The organism is Kineococcus aurantiacus (assembly GCF_013409345.1).
In the GTDB taxonomy this organism is placed as follows: domain Bacteria; phylum Actinomycetota; class Actinomycetes; order Actinomycetales; family Kineococcaceae; genus Kineococcus; species Kineococcus aurantiacus.
Genome location: NZ_JACCBB010000001.1, coordinates 3,310,639 through 3,337,011, shown reverse-complemented (window position 1 = coordinate 3,337,011; position 26,373 = coordinate 3,310,639). Strand labels below are relative to the sequence as shown.

Here is a 26,373-nt window from a genome sequence, read left to right as displayed (position 1 = left end):
GCCCGGGGCGCGGTCAGCCGGCGGTGACCCGCGCCTGCGCGGTGCTGTGCACGGCCGGGAACACGGGCCGGTCCAGGCCCTGGAACGTCTGCGCCACCCGCAGCACCTGCTCGCAGTACCCGCGCTCGTTGTCGTACCAGACGTACAGGACCACCGTGTCGCCCGCGGCGATCGTCGCCAGCGCGTCCACCACCCCGGTCTTGCGGGTGCCGATGAAGTCGGTGGAGACGACCTCGGGGGAATCGGTGTAGTCGATCTGGTCCTGCAGCGGGGAGTCCAGCGACACCTGCCGCAGGTACTCGTTGATCCCGGCCTTGTCGACCGGGTGCTCCAGGGTCAGGTGCAGCACCGCGAGGGAGACGTCGGGGGTGGGCACGCGGATCGAGTTCCCGGTGAGCCTGCCCTCCAGCTCCGGCAGCGCCTTGGCCACCGCCTTCGCCGCACCCGTCTCGGTGAGGACCATGTTCAGCACGGCCGAGCGTCCCCGGCGGTCGCCCTTGTGGAAGTTGTCGATGAGGTTCTGGTCGTTGGTGAAGGAGTGCACCGTCTCGACGTGCCCGCGCACGATCCCGAACCTCTCGTGCACGGCCTTCAGGACGGGCGCGATGGCGTTCGTCGTGCACGAGGCCGCCGAGGCGACGCGGTCGGCCGCGGTGAGGGTCCCGTGGTTCAGGCCGTGGACGACGTTCTTCACCGCCCCCTTCCCCGGGGCCGTCAGCAGCACCCGCCCGACCCCGGTGCTGTCCAGGTGCCGGGCCAGGCCGGCCTCGTCGCGCCACCGGCCGGTGTTGTCGATGACCAGGGCGTCGGTCAGGCCGTGCGCGGCGTAGTCCACCGTGCCGGGGTCGTCGGAGTAGATCACCTGGATCGTGGTGCCGTTGGCGTGGATCCGGTCGTTCTCCTCGTCGACGGTGATCGTGCCGGCGAACGCGCCGTGCACCGAGTCGCGCCGCAGCAGGCTCGCGCGCTTGACCAGGTCGTTGGGCCCGCCGCGACGCACCACGACGGCCCGCAGCCGCAGGCCCCACGGGTCGTCGCCGTTCTCGACCAGGATGCGGGCCAGCAGCCGGCCGATCCGGCCGAAGCCGTACAGGACGACGTCGCGCCGGGCCTGCAGCCGGTCCCGGCCGGCCGGGGCGTGCTGCAGCGGCGCGAGGAGCTCGCGCACGGCGGCCTCCCCGGTGGTGCCCCCGGCGTTGAGCCGGGCCAGGTCCACGACGGCCGGGGACAGCGGCAGGCGGCACAGCACCTGCAGCAGGTCCAGGCTGACCTCCAGGGACAGCTCCTCGTCGTCGACGCGGCGGGCGAAGCGGTGCGCCTTGACGAGGCCGACGACGGACTTGCCCACGAGGCTGCGGCCGTGGACGGTCACGGTCACGCCGTGGTCGCGGTGCAGCCGCCCGATCAACGGCACCATCGCCTCGGCCAGGCCGAGCTTGAGGGACCACCCCAGGTCGTCGGGGGCGGGGTGCTGCGGCGAGGTGGGCACGGTTTCGGGCACGGGTGGTCTCCTCGGACGGCCGGGGTGGCGGTGGTCGGGACGGGGGTGACCCCCGGCAGGACGTCGTCGCCTGCGGGTGGGGACGCGAGCACGGTCCGTGCGTCGGTCGTCATCGTCGTCCCCCGTCGTCGCTGTCGTGGGACCGACGATGCGCGACGCACCGGCCCGCGGGGACCCCCGCCGGGCGGAAAGAACCGCCGAAGTTCACAGGACGTGTACTCCGCCTCCGGGTGGACGGCTCCCGGCGTCAGCCGACGGGGACCCCGGCCGCCCGTCCCCGGGCCCGCCCGGCCCGGGCCCGGAGGGCGTCCAGCCCGTCCTCACCGGCCTGGTCGACGGGGGTGAACATCGTGACGACGCAGCCGGGGTGGTCGGCCAGTTCCAGGTCCTGCCAGCCCATGTCGACGACGCCGAGGCCGGGCAGGGTCAGCGGCAGGGTCCCGCGGGTCCGGGCGGACACCTCGTGGCTGGTCCACCACCGGTGGAAGTCGTCGTCCTGCAGGGACAGCCGCCCCACGACCTCCTGCAGCCGCGGGTCGTCCAGGTCGGCGGTCAGCCGCAGCGAGGCGACGACCCGGCGGGCGTGCTCGGCCCAGCCGGGCGTGGTGGCCTTGACCTGCGGGTCGAAGGTGTCCAGGACGACGTTGCGGCCGGGGCGGTGGTGCTCGGGCGCCATCGCCCCGGCCAGCTCGTTGACCGCGACGACGTCCTTGGCGCGGTCCAGGGCGACGGCGGGGTTGCGGAACCCCGCGACGACGGCGACGAGGTCGCGCTCGCGGGCCGGGCCGCGGCGCGGGGCGGGCACGGCCCGCCGCTGGAACGGGTGCACGAGCCGGTGCAGGTACTGCGCACCGGCGACGTCGAGCTGCAGCGCGCGGGCCAGCGCGGCGAGGACCTGCCCGGAGGGCTGGTGGTCGCGGCCCTGCTCCAGGCGCAGGTAGTACTCGGGGCTGATGCCGGCGAGCTGGGCGACCTCCTCGCGCCGCAGCCCCGGCACCCGGCGGCCGGGTTCGCGCGGCAACCCGACGTCCTCGGGTCGCAGGGCGTCGCGGCGGGCGCGCAGGAAGTCCCCGACGCGGTGGGGGCGGGACGCGGGCCGTGCGGTCATGCGGGTCCTCCTCTCGGACACGGCGATCGTGCCCGAGCGGGGGTCCACCCGTCCTCCGTCAGTTGACTGCACCTGCGCGGGTGCGGGCCCGGGCGGTGGTCCGCCGCGCGGGTCGGGTCACGGGGTCACAGGGCCGGCGCGAAGGCCACGTGCTCGCCCACGGCCTCCAGGACGGCGGAGGCGACCGCGTCGGGGTGGGAGACGGCGACGGCGTGGGACCCGCCGGCCACGACGGTGGTGCCCCGGGAGCCCGCGCGGTCGGCCATGAAGGCCTGCGCGGCGGCCGGGACGTTGCGGTCGTCGTCACCGTAGACGGACCACACGGGCAGCTCCTTCCACGCCGGCTCGACCGACAGCGGCTGCGCGAGGGCGGCCTCGGTGACGGGGCGCTGGGTGAGGGCCATGACCTGCGCGGTGTCGGCGGGCACGTCGGCGGCGAACTGCGCCGCGAAGCGGGCCGGGTCGATGCGGAACTCCTGCCCGCCGGCGGCCAGCGGGTAGGCCAGCAGCGTCTCGCCCAGGGTGCTGCCCTCGAACCGGCCGGACAGCTCCAGGGCGCTCTCGCCGCGCTCGGGGACGAACGCGGCGACGTAGACGAGGCCGGTGACGACGTCGCCCAGGGCGGCGGCGGCCTCGGTGACGACCATGCCGCCGTAGGAGTGCCCGACGAGGACGACGGGGCGGCCCAGGCCCCGGACCACGTCGACGAGGTAGGCCGCGTCGGTGTCCACGGCGCGCAGCGGGTTGGCGACGGCGACGGTCTCCACGCCGCGGTCGTGCAGGGTGCGGGCGACGTCCGCCCAGCTGGCGGACTCGGCGAAGGCGCCGTGGACGAGGACGGCGACGGGCTTGCCGTCGGGGCTGTCGGTGCGGGACACGGGGGCCACCTCTCGATCGGTCTGTCGGTCAGGGACGGGTGCGCAGCGACTGCAGCCGCTGCGCGGTCGTGGCGTCGTCGGGACGCACGACGGTCAGGGTGAGGCCGGGGGGCTGGGCCGGGGCCAGCAGGTCGACCCAGGTCAGGGCCAGCCGCCCCACCACGGGGTGCTCCACGGCGAACGACCCCGTGCCCGGGCGGGGCGGGACGCCGGCCTGCCAGGCGCGGTTGAAGTCGTCGCTGCGGGCGGCCAGCTCCCCGACCAGGCCGCGGAACCGGGGGTCGTCCAGGTGCTCGGCGGAGCGTTCCCGCAGCAGCCCCGCGACGTCGCGGGCGGTCGCCTCCCACGGGGTGGTCGCCCGGGACGCCCCGGGGTCGAGGAACGCGGAGCGGGCGATGTTGGTCCCGGGGGTGAACGCCGCGGTGAGCCGCTGGGCCAGGTCGTTGGCGACCACGACGTCCAGGTACCCGTTGCGCAGCAGGACGGGGAGTTCACCGACCGCCCGCACCAGGTCCCCGAGGAGGTCACTCACCCCGGCGACGCTAGGTGGCCCCCGCACCGGCAGCCAGGTCCTGACAGGGTCAGGCCCGCGGCCCCGCCGCGGGCCCGTCCGCGGCCACGATGGGCAGGACCCGACCGACCCGTCGCCCCCCGGCGCCGACCCCAGGAGCCACCGTGCCCGGCAACCCGAAGAACGTCAGCCTCGAACCGGCCGCCCAGGCCTTCGTCGACGCCACCAGCGAACCGCCGTTCCTCTACCAGCTCGCCCCCGAGGACGGCCGCAAGGCCGTCGACTCCGTCCAGGACGAACCCATCGACAAGCCCGACGTCGACGAGCAGTGGATCACCGTCACCGGCGGCCCCACCGGCAGCGTCCCGGTCCGGATCGTCAAACCGCTCGGCGCGACCGGGTCCCTGCCCGTCGTGGTCTACACCCACGGCGCCGGCTGGGTCTTCGGCGACGCCCACACCCACGACCGCCTCGTGCGCGACCTGGCCGTCGGCACCGGCGCGGCCGTCGTCTTCCCCGAGTACGACCGCTCCCCCGAGGCCAAGTACCCCGTCGCCAACGAGCAGGCGTACGCGGCCGTGAAGTGGGTCGTCGAGCACGGCGGCGAGCACGGCCTGGACGGCTCGCGCCTGGCCGTGGCCGGTGACTCCGTCGGCGGCAACATGGCCATCGCGCTGACGCTGCTGGCCAAGGAGCGCGGTGAGTTCTCCTTCCGCCAGCAGGTGCTGTTCTACCCGGTCACCGACGCGAGCTTCGACACCGCCTCGTACCACGAGTTCGCCGAGGGGTACTTCCTGGCCCGCGAGGGCATGAAGTGGTTCTGGGACCAGTACACGACCCCCGAGACCGACCGCACGCAGATCACCGTCTCCCCGCTGCGGGCGACCACCGAGCAGCTCACCGGGCTGCCCCCGGCGCTGGTCGTCACCGCCGAGGCCGACGTGCTGCGCGACGAGGGCGAGGCGTACGCGGCCAAGCTGCGCGAGGCCGGGGTCCCCGTCACGGCGGTGCGCTACCAGGGCATCGTGCACGACTTCGTCATGGTCAACTCCCTGCACGGCACCAACGCCGCCAAGGGCGCCGTGGCGCAGGCGGTCTCGTTCCTGCGCGCCGCGCTGCAGGACTGAGGCCCCGACCGCCCGGGACGGGTCCCGTCCCCGTCCCGGGCGCCGGGCCGGCGCGTCAGTCCATCACCAGTCCCCCGTCGACGACGAGGTTCTGGCCCGTGACCGCCCGCGCCCACGGGGAGGCGAAGAACAGGACGGCGTCGGCGAACTGCTCGGGGGTGGTCACCGAGCGCAGCGGGGTGCTGCCGGCGATGAGGTCGAACACGGCCTCCGGTGTCGCCGAGCTCGCGTCCGTCGTCCGCAGCAGGCCGCCGCTGACCATGTTCACCGTGATCCCGCGGGGACCGAGGTCGGCCGCGAAGGTGCGCGTGACCGACAGCAGGGCCGCCTTGGCCGCGGTGTAGTCGTGGTAGGGCACGACGGGGTGCTGGAACAGGTTCGTGCCGACGTTGACGACGCGGCCGGAACCGAGCTCGGCGAAACCCCCCAGCGCGGCCTGGACGACGTTGACGGCTCCCTGGACCGTCCCGGCGAACTGCGCGGAGAACGCCTCGTACCCGATCTCGTCGGCCTTGGCGCGGGCGTCGCCGTCGAAGGAGAACCCCGACAGGGCGTTGTTCACGACGGTCGCCACGGGTGCGCCGAACTCCCGGCGGGCCGCGGCGAACAGCGCGTCGACCTGGTCGCGGTCGCGGACGTCGGCCCGCACGGCGACCGCGCGCCCGGGGTGCCGCTCAGCGATCGCCTGCGCCGCGTCGGCGCTCGTGAGGTGGTCGACGACGACGCGCGCGCCCTCGCGCAGGAACGCCTCGGTGAGGCTGCGCCCCAGCCCGCGCGCCCCGCCGGTGACGAGGACGACCTGGTCCCGCAGCGGGGTCACGCCGTCCGCCCCGTCCACGCCGCGATCCCGCCGCGCAGGTGGCAGACGTCGGTCCGGCCCCGGCCCAGGAGGGTCTGCACGGCGAGGGCCGAGCGGGTGCCGCCGGCGCAGTGCAGGACGAGTTCGCCGTCCGGCAGGGCGTCGGGGTCCACGAGCAGCCGCGCCAGCGGGACCAGCACGGCGCCGGGGATCGACCGGGCGGCGTGCTCGGCGGGCTCCCGGACGTCGACGAGGACGAAGTCGTCGCGCCCGGCCTCGCGCGCCGCGAGGCGCGCGGCCAGGTCGGCCGCGCTGATCTCGTGCGCGGGCTCGGCGAGCGCGGTCACGGGTTCGCGGTCGGGGTCGGGGGTCAGGGCGAACGAGCGCCAGGTGCCCGCGAAGGCGTCGTGGACGCTCACCCGTCCCAGCAGGCTGCGCCCGGTGCCGGTGAGCAGCTTCACCGTCTCGGTGACCATGGCGGCCCCGACCGCGGCGCACACCGAGCCGATCACCCCGGCCTCGGCGCAGTTCGGGACGGTGCCGGGGGCCGGCGGGTCGGGGAACAGGTCGCGGTAGGTGGGGCCGTGGCCGTGCCGGAACACCGCCACCTGCCCCTCGAACCGCAGCACCGCCCCCCACACCCAGGGCCTGCCGGCCAGGACGCAGGCGTCGTTGACGAGGTAGCGTGTCGTGAAGTTGTCCGACCCGTCCACGACGAGGTCGTACCCGGCGACGAGGTCGAGCGCGTTGGCGGCCGTGAGGCGTTCGGCGTGGGCCACGACGCGCACGTGCGGGTTCGCGCGCGCGAGCTCCTCGCGGGCGCTCTCGGCCTTGGACCGGCCCGTGCTGGCGGTGGGGTGCAGGACCTGCCGGTGCAGGTTGGACTCCTCGACGACGTCGTCGTCGACGACCCCCAGCGTCCCGACCCCGGCGGCCGCGAGGTACAGCAGCACGGGTGAACCGAGGCCGCCGGCGCCGACCACGAGCACGCGGGAGTTCTTCAGCCGCAGCTGCGCCTGCTCGCCGAAACCCGGCAGCTGCAGCTGGCGGGCGTAGCGCCGCCGTTCGGCCGGGGTGAGCCCGGCCGCCGGTTCCACCAGCGCGGTCACGACGCGGCCCCGAAGTCGGCCCCGAAGTCGGCCATGCCCCGCAGCGGGGAGGACGCCTGCGCCAGCGGGCGGCGCGGGATGCGCCCGGCGAGGTGGGCCTGCCGGCCGGCCAGGACGGCGTGCCGCATGGCCGAGCCCATGAGCTCGGGGTCGTGGGCGCGGGTCACGGCGGTGGCCAGCAGGACGGCGTCGCAGCCCAGTTCCATCGCCAGCGCGGCGTCCGAGGCCGTCCCGACGCCCGCGTCGAGGACGACGGGGACCGAGGCGCGTTCGGCGACGAGGGCGATGTTGTGGGGGTTGAGGATCCCCAGCCCGGTGCCGATGGGGGCGCCCAGCGGCATGACGGCCGCGCAGCCGAGCCGTTCCAGGCGCAGCGCGAGGGCGGGGTCGTCGTTGGTGTAGGCCAGGACGGTGAAACCGTCCTCGACGAGCCGGTCCGCCGCGTCGAGGAGTTCGGTGGCGTCGGGCAGCAGCGTCTCCTCGTCGGCGACGACCTCCAGCTTCACCCAGTCGGTGCCCAGCGCCTCGCGGCCCATCCGGGCCGTGAGCACGGCCTCGTGGGCCGTGCGGCACCCGGCGGTGTTCGGCAGGACGTCGACGCCCACGCGGTCGAGGACGTCGAGCAGCGAACCCCGGGCGCCCGGGTCGACGCGGCGCATGGCCACGGTCGTGAGCTGGGTGCCCGAGGCGCGCAGCGCCCGTTCCAGGACGTCGTGGTTGGCGGCTCCCCCGGTGCCGGTGATGAGCCGGGAGGAGAACTCCCGGCCGGCGATGACGAGCGGGTCGTTCACCCTCCGGCCACCGCCCCGAGCAGTTCCACGCGGTCCCCGGCGCGCAGGTGCGTCGCCGCCCACCGCCCGCGCGGGACGACCTCGTCGCCGACCGCCACGGCGACCCCGCGCCCGTCGGGCGGGCACGACCCGACCGACGCCACGACGTCGGCGACGGTGTCCCCCGCGGCGCAGGCGAACACCTCACCGTTCAGGACGATCTCCATCAGCCCCTCCACCTCACGAGTTCCTCGAACCTGCCCGGTGCGCACGCCGCGACCGGCGGCGGCACGTCCTGCCCGGTGACCAGCGCGGTGACGGCCTGGGCCGTCACCGCCGACAGCAGCACCCCGTTGCGCCCGTGCCCGACGGCCAGCACGAGCCCCTCGACGTCGCCGGCGCCGATGAGCGGCAGGTTGTCGGGCGAGCCCGGCCGCGAGCGCGCGACGGCTTCGGCGAGTTCCAGCTCGGCCAGGGCGGGCACGAGCGCGCAGGCGTCCTGGAGCAGGTCCCGCACGGCCCCGGCCGTGACGGTGGTGTCGTAGCCGAGGTCCTCGGTCGTGGCGCCGACGACGACCTCGCCGTCCTCGCGCGGCACGACGTACACCGCCCGGTCCCGCACGGTTCCGCGCACGACGTGGTGCGGGACGGGGGAACCGTTGCCGCGCAACCGGAGCACCTGGCCCTTGACCGGGCGCACGGGGGCGTGCGCGGTGGCGCGGGCCCCGGTCGCGAGGACCACGCGGCCGGCCGCGACCTCCCCCTGCGGCGTCCGGACGCCGGTGACGCGCCCGGCGGTCACCGCCGGTTCGCCGGTGGTGCGCCGGAACTCCACGCCGCGTTCGCGCGCGGCGCGCAGCACCGCGGTGACGAGCCGCCGGGGGTCGACCTGGTGGTCACCGGGCACGAGGGTCCCGGCCACGACGGCCGGGTCGAGCAGCGGTTCGCGCTGCCGGCACTGCGCCGCGCTGAGGCGCTCGACCTGCAGGCCCCACTGCTCCTGGCGGCGGCGGACGTCGGCCAGCCGGGCCCGGTCACCCGCGTCGAGCGCGACGAGGAGGGTCCCGGTGGGCCGGTAGCCGACCCCCAGGCCGGAGGCCTCCTGGACGCGGGCCGCGTGGTCGGCGAAACCACCGGCGGCGTGCAGGCCCAGCCGCAGCAGCGCGGGTTCGGAACCGTGCATCTCGCTGACGGGGGCGAGCATCCCGGCCGCGGCGTGCGAGGCCCCGGCACCGGGTTCGGGGTCGACGAGCAGGACGTGCAGGCCCTGTTCGGCCAGCCGCCACGCGCAGGTGGCGCCGACGACGCCACCCCCGAGCACGACGACGTCGTGCGGCACTGCCACCACTCTCCCTTCGCCGGTGCTAACCGGTGCAGGTTCGGACGGTCGGCGAGATCGCTCGCCCTCTCAGCCCGCCTGCCGGGCTCCCGTGGTGGGAGGACCATACCCCCACCGGTGGCAGACTCTCCAGGGTGCCGAAACCCGATCTGCGCGACGCCCGGCTCTACCTGTGCACCGACGCCCGCCGGGAGCGGGGCGACCTGGCCGGGTTCCTCGACGTGGTGCTCGCGGCGGGGGTGGACGTCGTGCAGTTGCGGGACAGGACGCTCGACGCGGTGGAGGAACTGGAGCTGCTGCACCTGACGGCCGACGTGGCCCACCGGCACGGACGGCTGGTGGCCGTCAACGACCGCGCCGACCTCGCGGCCGCCGTGGGGGCCGACGTCCTGCACCTGGGGCAGCGGGACCTGCCGCCGGCCCTGGCCCGGCGGGTCGTGGGCCCCGACGTCGCGATCGGGCGCTCGACGCACGACCGGGAGCAGTTCGACGCGGCGCTGGCCGACGACGACGTCGACTACGCCTGCACCGGGCCGGTGTGGGCGACGCCGACGAAACCCGGCCGCGCCGCGACGGGTCTGGACCTGGTGCGGCACGCCGCGGCGGCGGGGACCGCGAAACCGTGGTTCGCCATCGGCGGCGTGGACCGCGGGACGGTCCCGCAGGTCGTCGCCGCGGGCGCGCGCCGCGTCGTCGTCGTCCGGGCGCTCACCGGGGCCCCCGACGCCGCCGCGGCGGTGCGGGCCCTGCGGGAGGCGCTGCCGGGCGCCTGACCCCTCACCGGGTCCAGGCGACCCCGCACCCGGCGAAGGTCCGCCGTTCGCGCAGCACGGTGGCGACGGCCTCCTCGACGCCGACGAGCCGGACCGCCTCGTCCCCGCCGGGCAGCGGGGTGCGCCGCAGGTGGGCGTCGGCGACCGCCCGGGGGGCGGGTCCGGTGACGACGGCGTCCAGGACGCGGGTGAACGCACCGGCGGCCACGAGCGGGGCCCGCAGCGGCCCGCCGTCGGCGGCGCGGCCGAGGAGGTCGTCGAGCAGGTCGAACCGGTCGTGCCGCGTCACCAGCGGCGGCCGTCCCGGCACCTCCTCGACGACGACGTCGAGGGTGTAGTGCAGCGTCAGCCGGCCCCGGGTGCCCTCGACGACGACGAACGGCTCGCCCGGTTCGGCGGCGGCCAGCGTCACGGCCACCACCAGGTCGGGGGCCTCGCGCAGCGACACGACCAGGGAGGTCGTGTCGTCGGTCTCGATGTCGTTGACGCGGTAGGGGTCGACCTGCACGGCGGTGACGTCCTCGACGCGCGTGCGGCCGGCCACGGCCAGGGCCGTGGCGAGGGCGTGCGCGAGCGGGTTCGTCACGACGCCGTCGGCGACGACGCGCCCGTCGAGGTGGCGGCGCCCGGACCAGGCCGCGCGGGTGAAGTAGGAGCGGGGCCGCACCCAGCAGCCGGCGGCCGCGTACCCGGTGACGTCCCCGACGCCGCCCCGGGCGACGCGGTCGCGGACGTGGTCGAGAGCGGCCGAGCCCAGGCTCTGGAAGCCGACCTGGACGAGCCGGCCGCACTCGCGGGCGACGGCCAGGACCTCGGCGAACTCGGCCAGGCCGGTCGTCGGGGGTTTCTCCAGGACGACGTGGGACCCCGCGCGCAGGGCCGCGATCGCCAGGTCGGCGTGCGTGGGCAGGGGCGTGGCGATCGCGACGGCGTCGGGGGCCCCGGCGGCCAGCAGGTCCGGCAGCGCGTCGAACCAGGGGACCTGCGCGGGGACGACACCGTCCTGGCGGCGCGGTTCGGCGACCCCGGTCCAGCGCAGGCGGCCGGCGGCCGCGCGGGCCCCGAGCCGGTCCACGTAGGTGCGGCCGAACCCGTGGACGCCGGCGAGCGCGACGCTCGGCACCCGGTCGGAGCGGGCCGGCCGCAGCGGGGTGCGTGTGGTCATCGGTGGCCCCTCCGCGTGGTGGTGCGGCGGTCGCCGCGCTTCGGACCCGGCGATGGTAACCGCTTTCCCACCTGCGGTCACCACCCACCCGGGCCACCGCTACAGGAGGTACAGCCGCGTCAGGCTCGTCCGCTCCGCCGCCTCCGAGCTGACCGGTTCCCCGTCGACCGTGACCAGCCCGGTCGGGGCGACGCGCACCCGGGCCAGGCGGGAGTTGCGCACCATCGAGCCCAGCCCGATGCCGCGGGTGCCCCGGACCCCGACCCGGCGGCGGCGCGTGGTCATCGCGTCGTTGCCGTCGGCCGCGGCCGCCGCGGAGGTGAACGCCACCGACAGGTCCGCCGCCGTCGCCCCGTGCGCCCCGAACTGCGGTCCGAGGACGAGGGGCTGGGCCCGGTCGATGGCCGCGTTCGGGTCGCCCGTCACGCCGTAGGCGGGGAAACCGGCCTTGAGGACGAGCTCGGGTTTGGCGCCGAAGAACTCCGGCCGCCACAGGACCACGTCGGCGAGCTTGCCGACCTCCAGGCTCCCGACCTCGTGGGACAGCCCGTGGGCGATGGCGGGGTTCACCGTGAGCTTGGCGACGTACCGCAGGGCGCGCTCGTTGTCGTGGTCGGGGTGCTCGGCGCCGAGCTCGTGCTTCATCTTCCCGGCCATCGCGAACGTGCGCCGGACGGTCTCCCCCGCCCGGCCCATGCCCTGGGCGTCGGAGGAGGTGATGGGGATGACGCCGAGGTCGTGCAGGACGTCCTCGGCGCCCATGGTCCCGGCCCGGATGCGGTCGCGGGCCAGGGCCGCGTCACCGGGCAGGTCCTCCTTGAGGCCGTGGACCGACATGATCATGTGGTAGTGCTCGGCGACGGCGTCGCGGCCGAAGGGCAGGGTCGGGTTCGTGGAGGAACCGATGACGTTGGGTTCGCCGGCCATCCGCAGGACGTTGGGGACGTGCCCACCGCCGCAGCCCTCGATGTGGAACGCGTGGATGGTCCGGCCGTCCAGGACCGCGAGGGTGTCCTCGACCGACAGCGCCTCGTTGATGCCGTCGGTGTGCAGGGCGACCTGCACGTCGTGCTCCTCGGCCACCGTGAGCGCGGTGTCGAGCGCGCGGGAGTGCGCACCCATGTCCTCGTGCACCTTGAAACCGCAGGCACCGCCCTCGACGAGGGCCTCCACCGACGACCCCGGGTCGCTGGCCGAACCCCGGCCCAGGAACCCGATGTTCACCGGCCAGGCGTCGAAGGCGTTGAACGCGTGCCGCAGCGCCCACGGCGAGTTCACCCCGACACCCCACACGGGCCCGAACTCCTGGCCGATGATCGTGGTCACCCCGGAGGCGAGGGAGGCCTCCATCACCCTGGGGGACAAAAGGTGCACGTGGGTGTCGATGGCGCCGGCGGTGGCGATGAGCCCCTCACCGGACACGATGGTCGTCCCCGTCCCGACGACGACGTCCACGTCGTCGAGGGTGTCGGGGTTCCCCGCGCGGCCGACGCCGGAGATCCGGCCCTCGCGGATGCCGATCGAGAGCTTGCGGACCCCCTGGACGGCGTCGACCACGACGACGTTGGAGATGACGACGTCGCACGTCTCGCGGACCCGGGCGGCCTTGAGGTGCAGCCCGTCGCGGGCGGTCTTGGCGAAACCGGCGAGGAACTCCTCCCCGGGGGCCTGGGCGTCGTGCTCGACCTGCACGACGAGGCCGGTGTCGCCCAGCCGGAGGCGGTCCCCCGCCCGGGGTCCGTAGGTGGCGGCGTAGTCCCTGCCCGTCAGGCTCACCGTGAACCCCCTGCGTCGTGTCCGTGGTCGGCGTGGTCGAGGTACCCGCACGCGCGGGCGCGTTCCAGTGCCTGCTCGAACGCGCCGGGCGCGTCCAGCGGCCCGTCGACGAGCCCGGCGAAACCGATGGCGACCCGGGCCCCGCCGATGGGGGTGAGGGTCACGTCCTGCGTCTGGCCGGGGTCCCAGCGCACCGTGGCGCCGGCGTCGACCGCGAGGCGGCGGCCGTAGGCGGCCGCGCGGTCGAACCCGAGCCGGGGGTTCACCTCGAAGAAGTGGAAGTGCGAGGTGACGCTGATCGGCACGGTGGCGGTGTTGGTCACCGTGACGCTGACGGCGTCGGGGAACTCCAGGGGGTGCTCGGGCCCGGGCAGGACCGCGCCGGGGGCGTCGTCGCCGAGCGAGCCGCCGCCGAACGGGTCGGTGACGACGACCAGGCGGGTCCCGTCGTCGAAGACGGCCTCGACCTCGACCTGGCCGACGACGTCGGGGACCCCGGGCAGGACGTCGCCGGGCCCGAGGACGGAGCGGCCGGCCCGCAGGGCGTCGGCCAGCCGGGCCCCGTCGCGAGCGGCCTCGCAGACCGCGTCGGCGACCAGGGCGGTGGCCTCGGGCACGTTGAGCCGCAGTCCCCGGGCGCGGCGGGCGCGGGCGAGCTCGGCCACCGTGAAGATCAGCAGCCGGTCTCGTTCACTGGGCGTCAGGCGCATGGCGCGGAGGGTAGCCCGCCGGGGACGGGCCGACGGCCGTCACGACCCCGGTACCGGGGTTTGACGCGGTGGAAACGTCGTCGAAACACACGACGAGCACTCTAACCGACACGGTTTCGGTTATTGTGTCGTCCGTGCAGCGGCGCACCCACCCCCTGGAGGCCCCCGTGATGGACCCCGCGACGGAGCCCGCCGTGTCGGCGCCCCCGCACCCCGCCCCCGAGGACCACCTCAAGACCGGTGCCCTGGGCGCCACCGGCATCACCGCGATGGTCGTGGCGGCCGCCGCCCCGCTGACCGTCATGGCCGGCATCGCCCCCCTGGCGATCTCCGTCGGCGGCATCGGCGCCCCCGCCGGGTACCTGGCCGCCGGCGTCGTCCTGGCCCTGTTCGCCGTCGGGTTCACCACGATGACCCGCCTCACCGGCGGCGCCGGGGCCTTCTACTCGTACATCACCCTCGGCCTGGGCCGCAGCGCCGGCGCCGGGGCGGGGCTGCTGGCCGTCGTCTCCTACAACGCGCTGCAGATCGGCGTCTACGGCCTCCTCGGCACCCAGTTCCAGGCCGCCGGCGTCCGCCTGCTCGGCCTCGACCTGCCCTGGTGGCTCTACGCCGTGGCCGCCGTCGCCGTCGTGTGGGCCCTGGGCCGGCGCGGCATCGACGTCGGCGCCCGGCTCCTCGGCGTCCTGCTCGCCGCCGAGACCGCGATCCTCGCCGTGCTCGTCGTCGGTGTCGTCGCGCGCGGCGGCCACGACGGCCTGCACCTGACGACGTTCTCCTCCTCCGCCCTGTCCCAGCCCGGCATGCTGGGCATCCTGGGGTTCTGCTTCGCGGCCTTCGCCGGTTTCGAGTCCACCGCCCTGTACCGGCGCGAGGCCCGCGACCCCGACCGCTCCGTCCCCCGCGCGACCTACGCCGCCGTGGTCTTCCTCGGGGTGTTCTACGCCCTCGTCGTGTGGGCCGTCGTGCAGGGCGTCGGGGACGCCGGCGCCGTCGCCGCCGCCGGGGCCGACCCCGTCGGGCTGTTCTTCACCGTCATCGAGACCTACGTCGGGACCTGGGCCAGCCACGTCATGGACGTGCTCGTGCTGACCAGCGTGCTCGCCTCGCAGATCGCCTTCCACAACGCGGTCAACCGCTACGCCTTCACCCTCGCCGAGGACGGGCTGCTGCCCCCCGCCCTGGCCCGCGCCCACCCGCGCTTCGGCTCCCCCGCGCGCGCCGGCGCCGCGCAGAGCCTGCTCGCGCTCCTCGTCGTCGCGGTCTTCGCCCTCGCCGGCCTCGACCCGTACACGCAGCTGGTGCTCCTGGTGAACACCCCCGGCGCCATCGGGGTGCTGGTGCTGCAGGCCGTGACCTCCGTCGCCGTCGTGGTCTGGCTGCACCGCCACGGGTCCGTGAGACCCGTCGTGCTGCGCGTGGCGGTCGTCGCGACCGTCCTGCTCACCGCCGCGCTCGTCGTGCTGGTCGAGAACGTCGCCCTGCTGACCGCGGCCCCCACGGGCACGAACGTCGTCCTCGTCGCCGTGGTCCCCGTCGTCTTCGCCGTCGGCGCCCTCACCGCCCGCGCGCTGCGCTCGCGCCGCCCCGACCTCCACGCCCGCATCGGAGGGAACTCGTGAACCCGTCCCTGATCGTCGTCGCCGACACCGTCCACACCCTGGACCCGGCCCAGCCCCTCGCGCAGGCCGTCGCCGTCACCGACGGCACCATCACCGCCGTCGGCGGCCGCGCCGACGTCGCCGGCTGGCGCGGGCGGGACACCGAGGTCGTCGACCTCGGGGCGGCCACCCTCACCCCCGGCCTCGTCGACGGGCACGTCCACCCCGTCATGGGCCTGAACCTCACCGCGGGCGTCGACCTCACCGCCGTGCGGTCCGTCGCCGACCTCGTGGCGGTCCTGCGCACGGTCGACGTCGCCCGCGGCGGGTGGGTCCAGGGCTGGGGCCTGGACCCCAACGCCTTCGAGGGCCGTCCCCTCACCCACGCCCCGCTCGTCGAGGCCCTCGGCCCCGACGTCCCCGCCTACCTGGTCCTGTTCGACGCGCACTCGGCGTTGGCCTCGCCGCGGGCCCTGGAGATCGCCGGGGTCGAGGGGCCCCGGCCGTTCCGCTCCGGCGCGCAGGTCGTCGCGGCCGACGGCGTCCCGACCGGGCACCTGCTGGAGATGGAGGCCATGGACCTCGTTTCGGCGCACCTGCCCGCCGAGGACCCGGCCCGGCGCCGGCGACGGTTCCTGCAGCTGCTGCGGGACATGGCCGCCACCGGGCTCACGGCCGCCAACGCCATGGACTTCGAGGGCGACTCCGCCGACCTCGTGGGGGCCGTGGCCGACGAGCACGGGCTGCCGCTGCGGTTGCGGTTCGCGCCGTTCGTCATGCCCGTCCACGGCCGCGGGTACCTCGACCACGTCGTCGACCTGCAACGCCTCGGCGGGCCCCGCTGGTCCGTCGACGGCGCCAAGTTCATGATCGACGGGACGATCGACGGCGGCACGGCCTGGCTGGAGGAGGCCGACACCCACGGGGAGTCCACGGCGCCGTTCTGGCCCGACCCGGCCGAGTACACCGAGGCCGTCGGGTTCCTGGCCGCCCACGACGTCCCGACCGTGACGCACGCCATCGGCGACGCCGGCATCCGGCACGTCCTGCGCACCGTCGCCGCGCTCCCCCGCGCCCCGCGCGTGCCGCACCGCGTCGAGCACGTCGAGACCCTGCCCGACGACCTCGTCGGGCAGTTCGCGCGCCTCGACGTCACCGCCAGCATGCAGCCGACCCACTGCACGCACTACACGCGGGCCGACCACAGCGACAACTGGTCCCGGCGGCTGGGCAAAGCACGCGCCGACCGGGGTTTCCGGACCCGCGACCTGCGCGACGCCGGGGCCCGGCTGGCCCTGGGGTCGGACTGGCCCATCGCCCCCTACGACCCGCGCGCCACGATCGCCGACGCCCGCCTGCGGCGCACCGCCGGGCGCCCCGGGGAGGAACCGGTGCTGCCCGGGCAGGCGCTCACCGCGCGCATGGCGCTGGAGGGGTACACGACCGAGGCCGCCCGCGCCGCCGGGCTGGCCGCCGTGGCCGGGACCGTGCGCCCCGGCGCCCGGGCCGACCTGTCGGCCTTCACCCTCGACCCGCTCACCGCCGACCCCGACGAGTTCGCCCAGTCCCCCGTCCCCCTCACGGTCGTCGACGGAACCGTCGTCCACCGCGCCTGAGCAGGAGAAGAACGTGACCGGACAGCACATGCCCGCCGAGTGGGAACCGCACCAGCGCACCTGGATGGCGTTCCCCACCCCCAACCCGACGTTCGGGGAGGACGGCGGCCCGGACCTGACCCGCGCGCGCCGCGCGTGGAGCGCGGTCGCGAACACCGTCAGCCGGTACGAACCGGTCACCGTCCTGGTGAACCCCGCGGACCGGGCCGCGGCCCGCGAACTCCTCGACCCCCGCGTCGACCTGGCCGACGTCGCCGTCGACGACGCCTGGTTGCGCGACTCCGGCCCCACCTTCGCCCGCCGCGGGGGTTCCCCGGTCGCGGTCGACTGGGTGTTCAACGGCTGGGGCGCGCAGTCGTGGGCGCGGTGGGAGAACGACGCGCTCGCCGCGCGCGCCGTCGCCGGGCTCACCGGGACCCCCGTCAGCTCCTCCGATCTCACCCAGGAGGGCGGGGGTTTCCACGTCGACGGCCGCGGCACCGTCCTGCTCACCGAGACCGTGCAGCTCGACCCGCACCGCAACCCCGGGTGGACCCGCGAGCGCGTCGAGGCCGAGGTGCACGCGCAGCTCGGGACGACGACGGCGATCTGGCTGCCGCGCGGGCTGACCGCCGACTACGGCGAGTTCGGCACCCGCGGGCACGTCGACATCGTCGCGGCGTTCACCAGTTCGGGGAAGGTGCTGGTGCACAGCCAGCCCGACCCCGGCCACCCCGACCACGCCGTCAGCCGGGAGGTCCTCGACGTCCTGCGCTCGGCGACCGACGCGCGGGGTGAGCAGCTGGGAGTCCTGGAGATCCCCGCGCCCCGCACCGCGGAGGTCGACGGCGAACTCGTCGACTTCTCCTACGTCAACCACTACGTCGCGAACTCGGTGGTCGTGGCGTGCGCCTTCGACGACGAGCGCGACGCGGAGGCCGCGGCCGTGCTGGGGACCGCCTACCCGGGACGTACCGTGGTGACGGTCGACGCGCGCGACGTCTTCGCCTTCGGCGGCGGCATCCACTGCATCACCCAGCAACAGCCGGTCTGACCCACGGGAGTCCCCAGCATGGCCCGCCCCACCACCCCCCTGCTGTCCCGCGAACTGGTCCTGCGCACCGCGCTGGACCTGCTCGACCGCACGGGCGAACTGGGGCTGCCCCGGCTCGCGCGGGAACTCGACGTGAGCACCTCCTCGCTGTACCACCACTTCAAGGGTGGGCGTGAGGAGGTCGTCGAGGGCATCCGCGGGCTGCTGTCGGCCGACGGGATGCCCGTCAGCGTGCTGCCCGGTGAGGACTGGCGGGAGTTCACCCGACGCTGGGCCCGCCAGTACCGGGCCGCCTTCGCCGCCCACCCCGCGGCCGTGCCGCTCCTGACGGCGCAGACGGTGAGCCACCCCGCGACGCTGGCCTCCTACGAGGCCCTCGCCGACGTGCTGCACGACGCCGGGTTCGGCGACGAGGAACTCCTGCACGCCGTGACCGTCCTGGACTGCTTCGTCCTGGGGTCCGCCCTCGACGCGGGCGCGCCCGTGCAGGTGTGGGCCGACTCCGGGCGGGAGGACTCCCGGTTGTCGCGGGCGATCCGGGCGACGAGGGCGCAGCCGGGCGACCGCTCCGAGCGGGCGTTCCTGCTGGGGCTGGAGAGCCTGCTCACGGGCCTGGAGCGGTTGCGGGGCAGCGCCTAGCTCACGGGCTGGGCGGGAGCTGCTCGGGGACCCGCTCCGGCCCGGCCTCGGCGGGCCGGTCCCCCTCCCGCGGGTGCAGCCGGAACGCCAGCAGCGCGACGTCGTCCTCGTGCTCACCCGGCACCATGAGGCGCAGGACGCCGTCGAGAAGGTCCTCCAGAGGCTGGGCGGCGAGCTCGGTCACGACCGAACCCAGCAGCCGCAACCGCTCCTCGAGGGAGCCGTCGCGCCGCTCGATGAGCCCGTCGGTGAACGCCAGCACCGTCGAGCCGCGCTCCAGGTCCACCACCGCGTCGGACCGGCGCGCGCCGGGGTCGATGCCCAGCAGCAGCTCGGCCGACCCCGTGCCCAGCGTCCGCAGCGTCCCGTCCGGGCCGACGACGACGGGGTTCAGGTGGCCCGCGTTCGACCAGCGCAGGCGGGTCCGGTCCCCGTCGTCCTCCAGCCGCGCCACGACGGCCGTCGCGGTCGTGGCCACGTCCAGGCCCTGCATGGCCGCGTCCAGCCCCGAGAGCACCTTCGCGGGGCTGCTGCCGGTGATGTAGGCGATGCCGCGCAGCAGGGAGCGGACCTGGCTCATGGCCGCCGCCGCGTCGATGTCGTGGCCCATGACGTCGCCGATGACGAGGACCGTCGCCCCGTCGGGGGTGAGGAACGCGTCGTACCAGTCGCCGCCGACGCGCGCGGCGCGCGCCGCGGGCCGGTACCGCACGGCGACCTGGACGTGCTCGGGCTGCACCGGCGCGGTCAGCAGGCTGCGCTGCAGGCCCTCGGCCACCCGGTGCTGCGCGGAGAACAGCCGCGCGTTGTCCAGCGCCAGGCCCGCGCGGTCCCCCACCTCCGTCGCCAGCAGCAGGTCCTCGGGCGACAGGCGGTCCGCGGCGGCGTCGTGGAAGAGGGTGATGAGCCCGACCGTGCGGCCCCGCGCGCGGACGGGCAGGCACTCCAGGGCCCCCGGCGCGAGGCGGGTGATGAGCTCGCGCGCGGTGCTGCCGGGAGCCAGCTGCGCCACCAGGGCCCCGGTGGCGTCCTCGGGGACGGTCACCGGCCGGCCGGTGCGCCAGACCCGGAACAGGTAGGACTGCGGGGTCAGCGCCGTCACCCGCGCCTCCCGGTAGGCCCGCACCAGGTCCAGCGCGGCGGGGTCGGCGTGGTGGCAGCCGAGGTCGCGCAGCTGCCCCTCCTCGTCCACCAGCGTCACCAGGCACCAGTCGCCGAGCGCGGGCACGAGGTGCTGGGCCAGCCGCGCGTACGCCTCCTCCACGTCCAGCGTGGAGGACAGGTCCTCGCTGATCCGCACGATCAGGCGGAGCCGCTCGGCCGCGGCGGCCGCCGCCGCGTGCGCGGTCTCCAGGGCCTGCTGGGCGCGACGGCGCTCGCTGATGTCCGAGAAGTACACCGACACCCCGTCGGGGTCGGGCCACGCCCGCACCTCGAACCAGGCGTCCAGCGGGGCCGGGTAGTACGCCTCGAACGTCGCCGGTCGCCCGGTGCGGGCCACGCCCCGGTAGTTCTCCTCGAACGGCGAGCCGACCGCGTCGGGGAACAGCTCCCACACGTCCCCGCCGAGCAGTTCGCCGCGGGGGCGGCCCAGGACCCGCTCGGCCTCGGAGTTCACGTAGCTGAAGCGCCAGTCGCGGTCCAGGGAGAAGAACGCCGACGACATCGACTCCAGGACGCGGGCCACCCGGGCGTCCTCGTCCCGGGCCGCGGTCGTGTCGTAGGCGGCCCCCAGGACGCGCACGCTGCGGCCCGACTCGTCGGCCAGCGCCTGCCCGCGGGCCCGCACCCAGCGGGTCGTGCCGTCGGGGTGCACGACGCGGTACTCCGCCTCGTACGCGCCGGCCTCGACGATCGAGCGGTCCAGGGCACGCGCCACCCGTCCCCGGTCGTCGGGGTGCAGGCGCGCGTCGAAGTCCTCGATGGTGCGGCCGAACTCCCCGGGGAGGTACCCGAACATCTCCAGCAGGTTCTCGTCCCACTCCAGCACCCCGGTGAGCAGGTCCCAGTCGAAGGTGCCGACGCCGCCGGCGCTGACGGCGAGCTGCCAGCGGACGCGGGCGGCCTCCAGGTCGACCGCGAGCGCGGACAGCTCCAGCTCGGTGACGGCGGCGGCGGCGAGGTCGGTCAGCAGGGACACGTCCGCGCCGGACCAGTCGCGGGTCGCGGGGCCGAAGACGCACAGGGCGCCGATGACGTGGCCGTCCTGCCCGCGCAGCGGCACCCCGAGGTAGCTGCCGACGGCTCCGGAGGTGACCGGCGGCAGGTGCCGGACCCGCTCGTCCCGGTCGGTGTCGGGCACGACGAGGGGGGTCCCGGAGACGGCCGTGACGGTGCACAGGGCGTCGGCCAGGGGGGTGCCCGCGGCGCCGGAGAGCCCCGGGCCGGCGACGGCGGTGACGGTCTGGACGTCGGTGAGCAGCGACACCTGCGCCGCGGGGGTGCCCAGCAGGCGGCGGGCGAGGTCGGCCAGCCGGTCCAGGGCCGGGTTGGGCGTGGTGGTCACGAGACGTCGGGCCGATCGGACGCGGTCGGCGTCGTCGGCGAACGCGGGCGCAGCGGCGGGGCGTTCGCTGTCCATCGGGCGGTCTCCTGGCGTGGTCGGGGGAACGCGACGAGCGACGCCGGGCTGCCTCAGCGGGTAGTCGAGTGTCGCACGCGCGGACCGGGGCCGCGCCGGGCGCTCGGCCGGTGCACGATGGTGCGCTGATCGGGAGGTGGCGTGCGGTGGGCGTGCGGAAGGTGAGGGCGGCGGTCGCCGCCGGGGGGTCGCTGCTGGCGGGGACGCTGCTGGCGGGGTCGCTGCTGGCGGGCTGCACCCCCGGCGGTGAGGACGACGCCCCCGCCGGGACGGCGCTGGCCCAGCTGGGGACCCTGCCGGTGAAGGGCCGGGCACCGAAGACGGGGTACTCCCGCGACCGGTTCGGCGACGGGTGGGAGGACACCGACCGCAACGGCTGCGACACGCGCAACGACGTCCTGGCCCGGGACCTGGAGGACGTCACGTTCAAGCGCGGTTCGGACTGCGTGGTCTCGAGGGGTTCCCTGGACGACCCCTACAGCGGGGACACCATCGCCTTCACCCGGGGCCAGGGGACGAGCGACGACGTCCAGATCGACCACGTCGTCGCCCTGTCGAACGCGTGGCAGACGGGGGCGCAGCAGTGGGACGCCGACGAGCGCGAGGAGTTCGCGAACGACCCCCTGGAACTGCTGGCCGTGGACGGGCCGCTGAACGCGTCCAAGGGCGACGGTGACGCCGCGACGTGGCTGCCGCCGAACACCGCGTTCCGCTGCGAGTACGTCGCGCGGCAGGTGGCGGTCAAGGCGGAGTACGGGTTGTGGGTGACCCCCGCGGAGCGGGACGCGATCGAGCGGGTGCTGCGGGGCTGCCCCGGCGAACCCGTCGCGGACTAGCCTCCCGGGGTGAGCCTCGACGCCGTCCTCGCCTTCTGCGCGCTGTGCCTGCTGCTGGAGGTCACCCCGGGCCCCAACACGTTCCTCGTGCTGCGGCACAGCCTGCACGGGGCCCGCACGGGCGTGGTGACGGCGCTGGGGTCGGCCCTGGGTGCCCTCGTCTGGGCCGGTGCCGTGGCCGTGGGCCTGGCGGCGCTGCTGGAACGGTCGGCGCAGGCGTACCAGGCGGTGAAGGTCGCCGGTGGCCTGTACCTGGTGTTCCTGGGGGTCCGCACGTTCTGGGCCCACCGCCGGCGCGGGGGCGGCTCTGCGCCCGGCGCGGCGGCGGCTGCCGCCTCGCTGCGCGGGGCGTTCGGCGCCGGGCTGGTCTCGTGCGTGCTGAACCCGAAGGTGGGGTTGTTCTTCCTCGCGGTGGTCCCGCAGTTCGTCCCGGCCGGGTCCGGGGTGGGCGCGACGCTGCTGCTGGGGGCGGTGGAGGCCGGTGTCGCGCTGGTGTACCTCAGCGTGCTGTCGCAGGTGGGGGCCCGGGCCGTGGACTGGATCCGGCGGCCGCGGGTGACCAGGGCCCTGGACCGGGTCAGCGCGGCGGTGCTCACCGCGTTCGGGGTCGGGACGGTCGTCAGCGCCCGGTAGGCGGGGCGCTGGTCGCGCTGAAGGGCGCTTCTGCTCGGGTGACGCTCCGCAGTCCCCGCAGTGCACGCGGTGGTTGAGGGTGGTAAGACGGGGACGTGCTCAGAGCCAAGCGCTGGCGGCTGGTGCACAGCTCTGGCATGGAGCTCCTGGAGATCGCCGAACCCACCACCCAGGTGCTGCACGGCTTGAGCACGCTGCTCCGCCTCGTCCCCGGCGACGTGGCGGGTGAGGTCGAAGTCCGACCCGGTGACGTCCCCCGGGTCACCGAGATCCCCGAACTGCTGAGACCCGTGCAGCACGCCGACGTGCGCGAGCTCTTCCGCACCAATCCCGCCGTGGTCCACCTCGCCGAGCACCGCCACCTGTCGGCCAGCCGGGTGGAGGACCTGTGCGGACCGGCGGCCTGGGCGGACAACCCGATGCGTCGAGAACTGCTCGAACCCAACCGCGTGCCGCACGCGCTGCTGACGGGGGACCTCACCGCGGACGGCGAGGTGCACGGCTGGGGCGTCAACCGCAGCCGCCCCTTCACCGACGACGACCTCGACGTCCTGCGGGCCTTCGAGGGTTTCCTGCGTCGCGCCGCCGCCGACAGGCGCCGCCACCACCTGGTCCTCGACCTCGAGCACTCCGTCGCCTCCGGCGCCGGCCTGCTGCTGGCCCACGGCGAGCACGTCACCTACCTCAACGACGAAGCCGCCGCCCTGCTGGAGAAGCACCGGGTGCCCGCGACGACCGTGGTCGCCCTGAGCCGCACGGTGCTCACCTCAGCCAACCCCGTCGCAGGCCTGCCCACCCGGCACGGAGCCCTGCGTCTGCGCTGGCGTCCGGCGCTGCCCGGTGCCAGCGCCGTCGTGGTGGACGAACCACGAGCGGCCGCGGCCGTGGCGGCAGCTCTGACCAACCGCCAGTACGCCATCCTGTGCCACCTGTCCAACGGCCTGACCGCCGCCGCCATCGGCCGGTACCTCGGCATCAGCGAACGCACCGTGCACAAGCACCTCCAGCACCTGTACCGCACCCTGTCCGTCACCGACCGGCTGGCGGCCGTCTCCCGGGGACGTGGTCTGGGTCTGCTGCCGGTCGTCGGCGGCTGCGGCCAGCTAGAAGGGACCACTCACGTCGGTGGTTGAGGTCCCGACCGCCCACCACAGACGGCGACGACGCCCGTCCCCGCGGGGACGGGCGTCGCGGGACGCCGGTGCGAACTCAGCCGCAGTTCCCCCAGGTCCACCGGCCACCACCGGCGTTGTCCGTCCCGGTGGGGTTGCGCACGTCGCCCCAGTACGCCACGCAGCGGCCCCTGGCGTAGCTCTTCACCGCGGCCCAGTGGGAGTAGTAGGCCCAGTCCTCGCGCACCGTCGAACCCTGCACCGACAGGCGGGCGAGGGTCTTGGTGGAGGTCCCGTGGAAGGCGGTCTTGCGGGTCACCACGCAGCTGTAGCCCGTCGAGGAGTTGTACGTTAGGTACACCTGACCCCAGATCTCCCCGCGGGTCGTCACCAGGTTGCGGGTGCCGTCCCTGACGACCGAGTACCCGCTGCCGCAACCGGCTTGGATGGCTTCAGAGGCCGTGTGGGCCTGCGCGGCCCCCACGCCCGCGCCGGTGACCAACAGGGCGGCGGCCGCCGCGGTGACTGTCGCCCGGGTGAGCATCTTGCGGATCATCATCGACCTCCGGTCAGTGAGCGTGGACTGATGACGCTCAGTGAACACTCGCCGCGGTGGCGCGGGGTTCCGGTTACGCACAACTGCGTACCGCACACCATCGACCCACGGGCCGGCGCCGGGTGTGCTAGCCGTGCGACCGACTCGGCGGCGCAGGGGACGTCGCGAGCGGAGGTCGGGCGAGCTGAGACGACCCGGCCGGCACGACGTGGGCCTGAGGCCGGGCCGGGTGACCCGCACCTCCCACCCGGCCGCGGCGCGCTCGACGGGGTCACCCGGTGGGTGCCAGCTGCGCCGGGCTCCGCTGACGCGCCGGTCCCGTCTCAGGGTCGGGCGCCGCGCCGGGGCAGCACCGCGTAGAGGCCCGCGGCGAGGAGGAAACCGACCAGCGCCGTGAGGTCGCCGATCCCCGGCACCGCGGCCGCGACCGGGCCGACGTAGGCCTCCTGGTTGGCGAACAGCACGACCGAGACGACGAGCCCGGCGAGCATCGCGACGAGGCCGGAGGGGTTGCGGAAACCCCGGTCGTGCAGCAGGGGCTGCAGGTCCTGCCCGCGGCGGGCGAACTGGTCGACGAGGACCACCCCGAGCCACGGGGCGATCCAGTAGGCGATGACGAGCAGGAACTGCTCGTAGGCGTGGCCCGCGTCGGACAACCCGGCCCAGGCGAGCAGGAACCCGACGACCCCGAAGGCGACCGGGACGACCGCGCGCCGGCGGGTCAGGGACGTGAAACCCATGGCCAGGAACGACATCGAGCCGGAGTAGACGTTGAGGATGTTCGCGCACACCGCGCCGAGGGCGATGGCCAGCAGCGTCACGTCCGCCAGCGGCCCGGGCAGGTGCGAGGTGAACGCCTCGGTGGGGTTGTCGCTGACCGCGCCGGGGATGAGGGCCGAGGCGGCCCCGGCGAGCATGAGCACCGACGTCGAGGCGAACAGGCCCAGACCCGCCGCCCGGCCCGCGGCGGGACCGGTCCCCGGCCGCAGGTAACGGGTGTAGTCGGTGGCGTACGGGTTCCAGCCGGCCGTGTAGCCCCAGGCCGTCGCGACGGCGAGGAGGAAACCCCCGGTCCCCCCGGGCGTGGCCGGGACCACGGAGTAGTCGGCCTTGGCGAACGTCAGCACCGCGACGACCGCGAAGACGACGGCCAGCGCGACCGCCGCGTACCGCTCGAACAGGTGCACGAGGTCGTGGCCGAGCGCGGCGACGGCGATCTGGACCAGCACGACGGCCACCAGGCAGACCAGCGCGGGCAGCGTGGTCAGGGCGGACAGGGCGAACGCTGCGCTGACGCTGTTGACGGCGAACCAGCCGAACCCGGCCATGACCGCCATGAGGGCCGAGGGCAGGAGGTTCCCGCGGTGGCCGAACGCGACGCGTCCCAGCACCATCTGCGGGACACCGGTCGCGGGGCCGCGGGCGGACAGCACCGCGTGGCTGAGCGCGGCCAGGCCGTTGCCCAGCAGCAGGGCGGCGGCGGCCTGGGTGAACGTCAGGCCGAAGGCCTGCGTGGCCAGGACGCCCACGAAGACCGTCGCGAACTCCAGGTTCGGCGAGCTCCACGTCCAGGCCAGGTGCGCGGGACGGCCCCGGCGCTCGGCGAGGGGGATGGTCTCGGTGCTGCGCTTCTCGACGGTCTCGGGGCGCACCCGGGTGGCCGGGGCGGCGGTGGTGGGCTGAGCGGTCACGGGACCTCCTGCCCGATGTCCTCGAACCACACGTCGGGGCGCCGCTCGATGAAACCGGCCATGAGGTCCCGGCACCGCTCGTCGTCCAGGACGGTCACCGACACGCCGTGGTCGGCGAGCCAGTCGTGGCCGCCAGTGAACGTCCGGCTCTCCCCCACCAGGAGGTGCCCGATGCCGAACTGCCGCACCAGGCCGCTGCAGTACCAGCACGGCGACAGCGTGGTCACCATGACGGTGTCCCGGTAGGAGGGCCGGCGGCCGGCGGCGCGGAACGCGTCGGTCTCGCCGTGCACGGAGGGGTCGTCGTGCTGCACGCGGCGGTTGCGGCCGGCGCCGAGGAGCGCGCCGTCGAGGGTGAACAGCGCGGCGCCGATGGGGACGCCGCCCTCGGCGGCCCCCGTGCGGGCCTGGTCGAGGGCCACGTCGAGCAGCACGCCGACGTCGAGGTCCGGGGGGAGCGCGAGGGAGGTGGTCACGGGCCCAGTGCACCGTGGCGACCGTCCGCCGCC

25 protein-coding genes and 1 riboswitch are annotated in these 26,373 nt (G+C 75.3%); of the genes, 9 read left to right on the top strand and 16 right to left on the bottom strand.

Annotated features, from left to right (window positions below; all coding sequences use genetic code 11):
* Window positions 1-13 precede the first annotated feature (13 nt).
* From BJ968_RS16115 to BJ968_RS16100, 4 genes are all read right to left on the bottom strand, one after another.
* A complete protein-coding gene (locus tag BJ968_RS16115) occupies window positions 14-1,489 on the bottom strand; it encodes a glyceraldehyde-3-phosphate dehydrogenase (RefSeq protein WP_425491576.1) in 1,476 nt (491 codons plus the stop codon).
* A 259-nt stretch (window positions 1,490-1,748) separates the two neighbouring features.
* Window positions 1,749-2,609: an MmyB family transcriptional regulator gene (locus BJ968_RS16110; protein ID WP_179753531.1), complete on the bottom strand. Its 861-nt coding sequence runs from the start codon at window positions 2,607-2,609 to the stop codon at window positions 1,749-1,751.
* 125 nt (window positions 2,610-2,734) lie between these two features.
* The gene (locus BJ968_RS16105; RefSeq protein WP_179753528.1) at window positions 2,735-3,487 is read right to left on the bottom strand and encodes an alpha/beta fold hydrolase; all 753 of its coding nucleotides are present in this window, start codon (window positions 3,485-3,487) and stop codon (window positions 2,735-2,737) included.
* Window positions 3,488-3,515: 28 nt separating this feature from the next.
* Window positions 3,516-4,019 carry an MmyB family transcriptional regulator gene (locus BJ968_RS16100; RefSeq protein WP_179753527.1) on the bottom strand — a complete coding sequence of 168 codons (504 nt, stop codon included), beginning with the start codon at window positions 4,017-4,019 and terminating at the stop codon, window positions 3,516-3,518.
* A 143-nt stretch (window positions 4,020-4,162) separates the two neighbouring features.
* Here BJ968_RS16100 and BJ968_RS16095 point away from each other — a divergent pair, with 143 nt between their 5' ends.
* Entirely contained in the window at window positions 4,163-5,125 is a 963-nt protein-coding gene (locus tag BJ968_RS16095) for an alpha/beta hydrolase fold domain-containing protein (RefSeq protein ID WP_179753525.1), read from the top strand.
* Window positions 5,126-5,180: 55 nt separating this feature from the next.
* Here the strand turns inward: BJ968_RS16095 and BJ968_RS16090 are convergent, their stop codons facing one another.
* From BJ968_RS16090 to thiO, 5 genes are all read right to left on the bottom strand, one after another.
* Window positions 5,181-5,963 (bottom strand): 3-oxoacyl-ACP reductase, encoded by a 783-nt coding sequence (locus BJ968_RS16090; protein WP_179753523.1) that lies wholly within the window; start codon window positions 5,961-5,963, stop codon window positions 5,181-5,183.
* Entirely contained in the window at window positions 5,942-7,033 is a 1,092-nt protein-coding gene (locus BJ968_RS16085; protein ID WP_179753521.1) for a ThiF family adenylyltransferase, read from the bottom strand. The genes BJ968_RS16090 and BJ968_RS16085 overlap by 22 nt, the downstream gene beginning before the upstream one ends.
* Complete coding sequence (gene thiG / locus BJ968_RS16080) at window positions 7,030-7,824, bottom strand: thiazole synthase (protein WP_179753518.1); 795 nt, start codon at window positions 7,822-7,824, stop codon at window positions 7,030-7,032. Before thiG ends, BJ968_RS16085 begins: the two co-directional genes overlap by 4 nt.
* Window positions 7,821-8,030 (bottom strand): sulfur carrier protein ThiS, encoded by a 210-nt coding sequence (gene thiS / locus BJ968_RS16075; protein ID WP_179753516.1) that lies wholly within the window; start codon window positions 8,028-8,030, stop codon window positions 7,821-7,823. The genes thiG and thiS overlap by 4 nt, the downstream gene beginning before the upstream one ends.
* Window positions 8,030-9,148, bottom strand: a complete 1,119-nt coding sequence (gene thiO / locus BJ968_RS16070; RefSeq protein WP_218885100.1) for a glycine oxidase ThiO — start codon at window positions 9,146-9,148, stop codon at window positions 8,030-8,032. The genes thiS and thiO overlap by 1 nt, the downstream gene beginning before the upstream one ends.
* Window positions 9,136-9,245: riboswitch (TPP riboswitch) on the bottom strand. Its footprint overlaps the gene before it by 13 nt.
* Before the next feature lie 31 nt (window positions 9,246-9,276).
* On the opposite strand from thiO, the gene thiE reads away from it, so the two are divergent.
* Window positions 9,277-9,915, top strand: coding sequence for a thiamine phosphate synthase (gene thiE / locus BJ968_RS16065; protein ID WP_218885099.1), 639 nt, complete (start codon window positions 9,277-9,279; stop codon window positions 9,913-9,915).
* Window positions 9,916-9,919: 4 nt separating this feature from the next.
* Here the strand turns inward: thiE and BJ968_RS16060 are convergent, their stop codons facing one another.
* The 3 genes from BJ968_RS16060 to ureA form a co-directional block, all read right to left on the bottom strand.
* A complete protein-coding gene (locus tag BJ968_RS16060; protein WP_179753512.1) occupies window positions 9,920-11,080 on the bottom strand; it encodes a Gfo/Idh/MocA family protein in 1,161 nt (386 codons plus the stop codon).
* A gap of 99 nt (window positions 11,081-11,179) precedes the next feature.
* Entirely contained in the window at window positions 11,180-12,856 is a 1,677-nt protein-coding gene (locus BJ968_RS16055; RefSeq protein WP_425491504.1) for an urease subunit alpha, read from the bottom strand.
* Entirely contained in the window at window positions 12,853-13,566 is a 714-nt protein-coding gene (gene ureA / locus BJ968_RS16050) for an urease subunit gamma (protein ID WP_179753510.1), read from the bottom strand. The genes BJ968_RS16055 and ureA overlap by 4 nt, the downstream gene beginning before the upstream one ends.
* A 170-nt stretch (window positions 13,567-13,736) precedes the next feature.
* On the opposite strand from ureA, the gene BJ968_RS16045 reads away from it, so the two are divergent.
* Genes BJ968_RS16045 through BJ968_RS16030 form a run of 4 tightly spaced genes read left to right on the top strand, consistent with a single transcriptional unit; the run spans window position 13,737 to window position 18,455 of the window.
* Entirely contained in the window at window positions 13,737-15,188 is a 1,452-nt protein-coding gene (locus tag BJ968_RS16045; protein WP_179756827.1) for an amino acid permease, read from the top strand.
* A complete protein-coding gene (locus BJ968_RS16040) occupies window positions 15,185-16,783 on the top strand; it encodes an amidohydrolase family protein (RefSeq protein ID WP_179753508.1) in 1,599 nt (532 codons plus the stop codon). Before BJ968_RS16045 ends, BJ968_RS16040 begins: the two co-directional genes overlap by 4 nt.
* Before the next feature lie 28 nt (window positions 16,784-16,811).
* Window positions 16,812-17,816, top strand: coding sequence for an agmatine deiminase family protein (locus tag BJ968_RS16035; protein ID WP_179756825.1), 1,005 nt, complete (start codon window positions 16,812-16,814; stop codon window positions 17,814-17,816).
* An 18-nt stretch (window positions 17,817-17,834) separates the two neighbouring features.
* Window positions 17,835-18,455 carry a TetR/AcrR family transcriptional regulator gene (locus BJ968_RS16030; RefSeq protein WP_179753506.1) on the top strand — a complete coding sequence of 207 codons (621 nt, stop codon included), beginning with the start codon at window positions 17,835-17,837 and terminating at the stop codon, window positions 18,453-18,455.
* 1 nt (window position 18,456) lies between these two features.
* Here BJ968_RS16030 and BJ968_RS16025 read toward each other — a convergent pair whose 3' ends face one another.
* Complete coding sequence (locus BJ968_RS16025; protein WP_179753504.1) at window positions 18,457-21,036, bottom strand: SpoIIE family protein phosphatase; 2,580 nt, start codon at window positions 21,034-21,036, stop codon at window positions 18,457-18,459.
* 146 nt (window positions 21,037-21,182) lie between these two features.
* Here BJ968_RS16025 and BJ968_RS16020 point away from each other — a divergent pair, with 146 nt between their 5' ends.
* The 3 genes from BJ968_RS16020 to BJ968_RS16010 all read left to right on the top strand — a co-directional run bounded on the left by BJ968_RS16020 (window position 21,183) and on the right by BJ968_RS16010 (window position 23,638).
* Entirely contained in the window at window positions 21,183-21,872 is a 690-nt protein-coding gene (locus BJ968_RS16020) for a GmrSD restriction endonuclease domain-containing protein (protein ID WP_179753502.1), read from the top strand.
* A 9-nt stretch (window positions 21,873-21,881) separates the two neighbouring features.
* Window positions 21,882-22,505, top strand: a complete 624-nt coding sequence (locus BJ968_RS16015) for a LysE family transporter (protein WP_179753500.1) — start codon at window positions 21,882-21,884, stop codon at window positions 22,503-22,505.
* Between the two features lie 95 nt (window positions 22,506-22,600).
* Window positions 22,601-23,638, top strand: a complete 1,038-nt coding sequence (locus tag BJ968_RS16010; protein WP_218885097.1) for a LuxR C-terminal-related transcriptional regulator — start codon at window positions 22,601-22,603, stop codon at window positions 23,636-23,638.
* Between the two features lie 76 nt (window positions 23,639-23,714).
* On the opposite strand, the gene BJ968_RS16005 is transcribed toward BJ968_RS16010, so the two are convergent.
* The 3 genes from BJ968_RS16005 to BJ968_RS15995 all read right to left on the bottom strand — a co-directional run bounded on the left by BJ968_RS16005 (window position 23,715) and on the right by BJ968_RS15995 (window position 26,295).
* Window positions 23,715-24,173: a hypothetical protein gene (locus BJ968_RS16005; protein WP_218885096.1), complete on the bottom strand. Its 459-nt coding sequence runs from the start codon at window positions 24,171-24,173 to the stop codon at window positions 23,715-23,717.
* Window positions 24,174-24,496: 323 nt separating this feature from the next.
* Window positions 24,497-25,864: a cytosine permease gene (locus BJ968_RS16000; RefSeq protein WP_179753496.1), complete on the bottom strand. Its 1,368-nt coding sequence runs from the start codon at window positions 25,862-25,864 to the stop codon at window positions 24,497-24,499.
* The gene (locus BJ968_RS15995; RefSeq protein WP_179756821.1) at window positions 25,861-26,295 is read right to left on the bottom strand and encodes a deaminase; all 435 of its coding nucleotides are present in this window, start codon (window positions 26,293-26,295) and stop codon (window positions 25,861-25,863) included. The genes BJ968_RS16000 and BJ968_RS15995 overlap by 4 nt, the downstream gene beginning before the upstream one ends.
* Window positions 26,296-26,373 lie beyond the last annotated feature (78 nt).